We start from the raw sequence: 7,338 nt of genomic DNA, 5'->3' as shown, positions 1-7,338 counted from the left end.
TACCAGTCGCCGTCGAAGAAGGGGTTGGGGTCGAAGCCCGCCTCGGCGCCGATCTCGAGGTAGTGCGTCAGCGGGTCGAGCCCCGACGCCTCCACCTCCGGGTGCTGCTCCCGGTACCAGCTCGGGTCGAAGAGCGGATGCGGGCGGCGCCCCTCGCGCGCTCCGTGGCTCAGGTAGTGGAGGGCGCAGTCGGTTGCCGGCTCCTTCATGTCGGTGTAGAGCGCGCGGTAGTACGCCTCGTCGAACAGGCTGCTGCGGCGCAGGACATCGGCACGCCGCCGAAGCTCCGGATCGGGGCGCGGTGCACGGGGTCCGATCAGGCGCACTCCGTCACCTCCTCCACGCCCTCGGCGCGGCGCCAGGCGTCGCCCAGGTACCGGTTGCCGCACAGACCCGCCACGAACCCGGGCTGCGTGCGCAGCGCCGGGAAGTCGCGCAGCAGCCCGCCCATCATCGCGCGCACCTCCGCCGCGACGCGCTCGACGTCCTCGGCGATCGTGTTGGAGCCGTGGACGCGGTAGATCGCGAGATAGTGCGGCAGCAGCACGAAGCCTCCCCGGATCGCGGCGCGCAGGGCGAAGTCCCAGTCGTGCACGTAGCGGTAGTCCCGGAAGCCGCCGATCTCGGCGTGGAGCTCGCGGGTGAAGACCATGTTGCTCGTCGTGGCGAGGAAGTTCTGGTTGGCGAGCAGCGAGAGCACGTCGTCGCGGGCGGCGCGGCCGGCGGCGTCGAATCCGGGCGGAAACGGGTACTCGGGCTCGAGCACGCCCCGCTTGGTCCCCAGGTGCCGTCCGTCCTCGTCGACGATCAGGAGATGGCCGGCCACGAAGCGCACGCCGCGCGTGCAGCGGTGCCGCAGCAGCTCGAAGCGGCCCGGGGCGAAGGCGTCGTCGGAGTTGAGGACGGCGACCCAGTCGCAGCGGGCCTCGGCTACCAGCTGGTCGAGGCGCTGCGCCGCGCCGAGGTTGCGCTCCCCGGAGCCGGGCAGCTCGCGCAGGCGGTCCGGGTGCGAGCGCACGAGCTGGCCGATCAGCGCCCGGGAGCCGTCCGCCGACCCGTCGTCGGCGATCAGCACCTCACTCACGTGGCGGCTCGTGAGCGCCGAGAGCACGCCCTCGGCGAGAAAGCGCACGTGGCGGTAGCTCGGGATCACGACGCTGAACATGGCCGGGAGCGCTCCCTCACGCGCCGACGCCGGTCAGGCGGCGCCGCAGCCTGCGGAAGGCCGCGGCGAGGCGCGGCCGCGCCTTCACCCACTCGCGCAGCCGGGGCAGCCGCTCCGGGCCCCCGACGAAGAGCCGGCGCAGGCGCTCGGAGCGCGGCCGCCCCGACGGCACGCCCTCGAGCACCGGCGCCGGCACGGCGAGCTGGAACAGGCCGCTCAGGTCCCAGCGTCCGAGCGCGCTCCCGGCGATCTCGACCTGCACCGCGCGCTGCATCGCGCGGGCGAAGTCATCGAGCATCAGCCAGCACGCGGCGCCGACGTTCGCGCCCGGCGACGAGGAGGCGAACACGAAGCCCTGCTGGTAGCAGAGCGCGAACGCCCCGCGCAGCAGGTCGTCGTGCCACCACTGGGAGCCGAGGCGCTGCATTCGGTCCGCGACCCGCACCCACGACTTCACGCCCTCCACCATGGCGAGCAGGTCCGCGGCGAGGATCCCCTCGGCGACCTCCACCGGCCTGCCGAGAGCCTGCTGCACGCGCGCGACGCCGAGCAGCTCCGGCAGCTCCGGATCGGCGTGCAGGTCCAGGAACACGCGCGCCATCATGCCGGCCGAGAGCTGCCGGGAGAGGAAGGCGTCCGCGTCGAGCGGATGGTGGTGGCTCACGATCGCCGTCGGCGCGTAGAGCAGCCGCATCGGCTCGCGCTGCTTCATCATCCGGTAGGCGAACTCACCGTCCTCGTAGCCGTAGCGCGTGAAGGCGGACGAGAAGCCCTCCGTCTGCCAGTCGTCCACGATCGTCCGCTTCACCGACACGTTCGCGGTGTAGAAGAAGCGCCAGTCGAGGAAGCTGTAGGGGTCGAGGTCGGCGTAGCCGAACTGCTGGCCGCCGCGGCCCTGGACGTGGGCCATCACGAAGTTCACCGGCGAGTCCGGGCGGTTCGGCCAGATCACCTTGCCGACGACGGCGAAGCCCCGCGAGGGGTGGCGCCCGTGGAGCTCGGCGTGAGCGAGGAAGAAGCCGTCGTTCTCGGGCTGCATGTCGTCGCCGAGGAACAGTACGATCTCGTGTTTGGCGAGCGAGGCGCCCAGGTTGCGGGCCGCGCCCGGGCCGCCGTTCGGAACGCTGCGCCAGACCAGCTCGGGCATCTCCTCGGCGAGTGTCGCGAGCCGCTGCGGCGTGTCGTCCCGCGAGCCGTCGTCGATCACCACCAGCTCGAGCGAGACGGGCCCCGCGCACGCGCGGCAGCGCCGAAGGGTCTCGACGAGCAGCTCGCCGCGGCCGTAGCTGGGGATCACCACCGAGATCGCGGGGAGCGCGCTCGGGTGCAGCGCACGCTCAGCCACGGGCCGCCCTCGCCCGGCGCCACGAGGCGTCGTAGGCCGCGCCGGCCGCCGCGGCCGAGAAGCGCTCCGCGATGCGCGGCGCAGCCCGGCGCGCGCGCTCGCGCAGCGCCGGAAGCTCTCCCCGCCAGGCCTGGAACGCCTCGAACAGCGCCGCGGGGTCCCCGATCCGCGGAACGATCCGCCCCACCTCGTACTCCTCGAGCACGAGCGGAACGTCGCCGACCGCCGTCGACAGCACCGGGACGCCCATCGCGAGCGCCTCCAGCATCGAGATCGGCAGGCCCTCGTACTCGGAGCAGATCACGAGCCCGTCGAAGAGCGGGAGCAGCCGGCTCATGTCGTCGCAGAACGGGATGCGGCGCAGGTTCGCGAGCTCGTGTCGCTGCGCGTAGGCGTCGCACTCGGCGGCGAGTTCGCCGTCACCGACCAGCACGAAGCAGCCCGGCAGGCCGGCGTCGCGCGCGCGGCGCGCGAGTTGCAGGAAGTCGAGCGGCCGCTTCTGCGGTGTGAGCCGGCCGACCAGGCCGAAGCGCAGGCCCTCGTCCGGCAGGCCGTAGGCGCGCGCCCCTTCGCGGCGCGGACACGCGTCGGCGGCCGCGAGCTGGAAGCGCACGGTGTCGACGGCGTGGTAGACGAGGTCGATCCGGCCAGGATCGATTCCGAAGCGCTGCTGGAAGACGCGATGGATCTGGCGGTTGATCGCGATGAAGCGGTCGAACGACTGGATGCCGGCGTCGCCGTAGTGTTCGATCCAGCCGACGTCGGTGTCGTAGACCTGCTGATCCACGATCGGCACGTCCCGAAACAGGCCGCGCAGCTCCGCGCTGTGGGCGAGCAGCCAGGGCGACCCGTTGCAGATCCACACGAGCCCGGGCCGGTAGCTGGCGGAGATCGTCTCGAGCAAGGCAAGGAACTCCTGCTGCGGCGCCAGCTCGCCGATCTCGAAGAGCGCTTCGCACCAGGGCAGCAGCTGGTGGCTCAGCGAGCCACGTGCCGTCGACAGGCGCTCGGTCGTCACGACCACGAAGGCGTAGCGGTCCCGCAGCGCGCGCGCGACCTCGATCAGGTTCCGCTCGACGCCGCCTACCGCCATCATGATCGGGAGCACGAGCACGGTCTCCCGCGTTTCCGGGACGGACGGGAACAGAGCGCAGGCGGGGCGGCGAGGCGGCGACCCGGTCGGCCACGCCGTCCCCTTCGCGCGCAGCTCGGGCCCGTCGGCTTCGAGGGGACCGAGTCCGAGGTCGTCGAGGCGGGCGGAGACGAGCGCGGCGCCGGGGGGCGGCGGCACCAGCCGCAGGATCCGGCCCTGCGCGCCCGGCGGCAGGCCGGCGGTCTCGCGGAGCGCGCGGCGGGCGGCGGCCGAGAGCACGACCGCATTGGCCGCCGAGACGATCTGCAGCGCCGGGGGCTCCTCGAGCCCGTGGGAGACCACCACGAAGTCGAGCGGCTGATGGGCGAGGCACAGCAGCACGTTGCGCAGGTGGTGGGGCGCGAGCATGACCGCAGGCTGGCCGGGCGCGTAGTGCCAGGCGTCCGCGCGCGCCGAGCGCGGGTCCCCGCTCCCGACCACGAGCTCCGGCGAGACCGTGCGCAGCGCGGCCGCGAGCGCAGGGTCGCTGCCAGGCGGGAGCTCCACGACCAGCTCGATCTCGCTCCCCACCGCGTCCTCGCGTGAGCGCGAGGGCGTGGCGCGGCGTGGCCCCGCCCGCCGCTTCCGCTCGCGCAGCCAACGCAGCAGGTCCTCGCCTCCGGGCAGGCTGAGCGCGAGGGCCTTTGCGCGGGTGCGAAGGGTGGGCAACGGATCTCCGCTGGTGGGCGCCCGCTCCGTCCTTCGGGATCGTGCGGAGCGACCGGGACGGAGGCTAGGGAATGCGGTCCCTCTCCGGGAGCGCCCCGGGAGCGCTTCCCTGGTGTCGCGCGGCAGCGAGCGGGCCGCCAGCGGCCCCCCCAGGCGCGGCAGGAGACGCGAGCGAAGGCTAGCCTTCCTCGCTCTTCGACCCTGTCGCGAACGGACGCCGCCCGAGTTGGAGATCCCGAGCCCGCTCTCGTTCCTGCGCGTCGGCTGGCGCCACCGGCGGCTGATCCTCCGGCTCGCCCGCCGCAAGATCGAGACCCGCTACCGGGGCTCGATGCTGGGCTCGCTGTGGACGCTGCTCCAGCCCCTGCTGATGCTCGCCGTCTACACCTTCGTGTTCGGCACCGTCTTCCAGTCCCGCTGGCAGCTCGAGGGGAGCGCGCAGACCCCGTTCGCGCTGGTGCTGTTCGCCGGCATGATCTTCTACTCGGTGTTCGCCGAGTGCGTGACCGAAGCGCCGACGCTGATGACCTCGAACCAGACCTACATCAAGCAGGTACTGTTCCCGATCGAGGTCCTACCCTGGGTGAGCCTGGCCGCCGCGCTGTTCGGCTTCGCCGTCAACATGGCGCTGCTGCTGGCGTTCCTGGTCGCGCTGGTAGGGCTGCCGCCGTGGAGCGCGCTGGCGGCGCCGCTGCTGCTGGTCCCGCTGCTCCTGCTCACGCTCGGCGCGAGCTGGATGCTCTCGGCGGCCGGGGTCTTCCTGCGTGACCTGGCCCAGATCGCCGGGATCTTCACCACGACGCTGCTGTTCCTGAGCCCGATCTTCTATCCCGCCGAGCGGATCCCCGAGGCGTTCCGCCCGCTCTACTCGGTCAACCCCTTCGTGCCCATGATCGAGGACTTCCGAGCCGCGCTGTTCGAGGGTCGGGTGCCGGACGGCCGCACCCTATTGCTCCTCACAGCCCTGGGCTGGGCGGCCGCCTGGCTGGGCTCGCTCGGCTTTACGAGCACCAAGAAGGGCTTCGCCGATGTCCTCTGAGGCGTGCGCGCGCGCGGACGAGTTGCTCGCGATCCGGCTGCGCGGCGTGTCCAAGGTCTACCAGGTCTACGCGCAGCCCCAGGACCGCCTGAAGCAGATGTTGTGGCGCGGCCGGCGGCGCTTCTACCGCGAGTTCCACGCCGTCCACGGGGTGGACCTCGACGTGTGGCGCGGTGAAACGGTCGGGATCGTCGGTCGCAACGGCTGCGGCAAGTCGACCCTCCTGAAGATGATCTGCGGCCTGCTCGAGCCCAGCGCCGGCTCGGTAGAGGTGCGCGGGCACGTGGCGCCCCTGCTCGCGCTCGGCCAGGGCTTCAACCCGGACTTCACGGGCCGCGAGAACGTCCTGCTCAACGCGGCGATCCTCGGCCTCAGCGACGCCGACATCGGCGAGCGCTTCGACGCGATCGTCGCCTTCGCCGATATCGGCGAGTTCCTGGACCAGCCGGTGCGCTCCTACTCGAGCGGCATGTACGCCCGACTCGCCTTCGCGGTGGCGATCCATGCCGACCCGGACGTGCTGGTCGTAGACGAGATCCTGGCCGTGGGGGACGAGGCCTTCACGCGCAAGTGCTTCGCTCGGATCGAGCAGATCAAGGCGACGGGCTCGACCATCCTGTTCGTCTCGCACTCGCTCAACCGCGTCGTCGAGCTCTGCGATCGCGGCGTCCTGATGGACGGCGGCGAGCGCATGCTCACCGGCGACCCGAAGACCGTGGTTTCACAGTACCGCCGGCTCAGCGACGCGCCGCCGGCGGAGGCGGCGCGGATCCGGGCGGAGATCCGCGCGCTCGACGCGGGCGAGGCGCCGGCCCCGCCGGCACCTGCGCCGCGCCCGCCGGCCCCGGTCCGCCGGGCCGAACCGCAGGCGGAGGTGGACCCCCACCTGCGGCCGCGCAGCACCGTCGCCTACGAGCCGCGCGGCGCCACGATCGAGAACGTCCGCATCCTGGACGGCGAAGGGCGACAGGTGAACGTGCTGCGCGCAGGTGCCTGGTACTCGTACGCCTTCGACGTCCGCTTCCACGAGCCCGCCACAGGCGTCCGCTTCGGGATGATGCTGAAGCTCCCGACCGGCTTCGAGTTCTCCGGCCAGGTCTCGCACCCGAGCGGCGCCGGCATCGACGCGATCCCCGCCGGTGGGAGTGCGCGCGTGCGCTTCCCGTTCCTCGCACTGCTCGTACCGGGCGTATACTTCGGCAACGCCGGCGTGCTGGGCGAGGTCGGTGGCGAAGAGCGTTACCTGCACCGGATCCTCGACGCCCTGATCTTCCGCATCGAAGCGACGGCTGCGCGCCAAGCCACCGGCCGCATCGACCTCGCCCTCGCGCGCAGCGCCACCGTCGAGATCGTCGCGTCGGAGGCGGCCCGTCCCGCGGGCGGTGCGGCCTGATACAGTGTCGCCTGCTCGGACCGAGATGGAGACACGCGGGCCATCGGCCCGCGCGGAGGTCGCGCGATGGGCGGACGCCGACGGCTCTCGAACGGGCGGCAGCGCGCGCTTCTGGCGGCCGTGACGGCGCTCTCCCTCGCGCTGCTCGGCGCCGGTGGCGCTCCGAGCGTGCTGCGCGTCCCCCAGGACCACGCCACGCTGCAGCAGGCGATCGCGAACGTCGCGGTGTCCGGCGACGTCATCGAGCTGGCGCCAGGGGTCTACCCCTCGCCGGCGGTCGGCGGAGCAACCCCGGACGGCCAGGCCGGCTTCTTCGTCTCGGACATCCCCGTCGACTTCACGATCCGCGCCGTTCCGGGCGCCGAGGCGACCCTCGACGGCGAGGGCGCGCGCCCGGTACTGCGCCTCATGAACACCGCGACGGACAACGTAACCGGCCAGCCTGAGGCGTCCTTGCGCGGGCGAGCGGAAGGCGGCTGGGTCAGGTGCGGTCGAGGAGCGAGCGCAGCGGGGCCTGGGCGAAGTGCTGCTTCCAAAGCCGCGGCGTGAGCTGCGCGACTGCCGAGAAGGGGTGCGTGTCGAGGCGCTGCAGCAC

7 protein-coding genes are annotated in these 7,338 nt (G+C 72.6%); 3 read left to right on the top strand and 4 right to left on the bottom strand.

Annotated features, from left to right (window positions below; all coding sequences use genetic code 11):
• The 4 genes from OZ948_19585 to OZ948_19570 all read right to left on the bottom strand — a co-directional run.
• Positions 1–326 (bottom strand): hypothetical protein (locus OZ948_19585; GenBank protein MEB2346921.1); only part of this gene is annotated, 326 nt, incomplete at its 3' end.
• Positions 317–1,165, bottom strand: coding sequence for a glycosyltransferase (locus tag OZ948_19580; protein MEB2346920.1), 849 nt, complete (start codon positions 1,163–1,165; stop codon positions 317–319). The genes OZ948_19585 and OZ948_19580, both read right to left, overlap by 10 nt.
• A gap of 16 nt (positions 1,166–1,181) precedes the next feature.
• Positions 1,182–2,510 carry a glycosyltransferase gene (locus OZ948_19575; GenBank protein MEB2346919.1) on the bottom strand — a complete coding sequence of 443 codons (1,329 nt, stop codon included), beginning with the start codon at positions 2,508–2,510 and terminating at the stop codon, positions 1,182–1,184.
• Positions 2,503–4,173, bottom strand: a complete 1,671-nt coding sequence (locus OZ948_19570; GenBank protein ID MEB2346918.1) for a glycosyltransferase — start codon at positions 4,171–4,173, stop codon at positions 2,503–2,505. Before OZ948_19570 ends, OZ948_19575 begins: the two co-directional genes overlap by 8 nt.
• 364 nt (positions 4,174–4,537) lie before the next feature.
• Between OZ948_19570 and OZ948_19565 the strand changes: the two genes are divergently transcribed.
• From OZ948_19565 to OZ948_19555, 3 genes are all read left to right on the top strand, one after another.
• Complete coding sequence (locus OZ948_19565) at positions 4,538–5,350, top strand: ABC transporter permease (GenBank protein MEB2346917.1); 813 nt, start codon at positions 4,538–4,540, stop codon at positions 5,348–5,350.
• The gene (locus OZ948_19560) at positions 5,340–6,743 is read left to right on the top strand and encodes an ABC transporter ATP-binding protein (GenBank protein ID MEB2346916.1); all 1,404 of its coding nucleotides are present in this window, start codon (positions 5,340–5,342) and stop codon (positions 6,741–6,743) included. Before OZ948_19565 ends, OZ948_19560 begins: the two co-directional genes overlap by 11 nt.
• A gap of 66 nt (positions 6,744–6,809) precedes the next feature.
• A complete protein-coding gene (locus OZ948_19555; protein MEB2346915.1) occupies positions 6,810–7,292 on the top strand; it encodes a hypothetical protein in 483 nt (160 codons plus the stop codon).
• Positions 7,293–7,338: the final 46 nt, after the last annotated feature.

This window comes from Deltaproteobacteria bacterium (genome assembly GCA_035063765.1).
In the GTDB taxonomy this organism is placed as follows: Bacteria; Myxococcota_A; UBA9160; order UBA9160; family PR03; genus CAADGG01.
The sequence above is the reverse complement of the archived record's forward strand: the minus strand, read 5'-3'. Positions and strand labels throughout refer to the sequence as shown.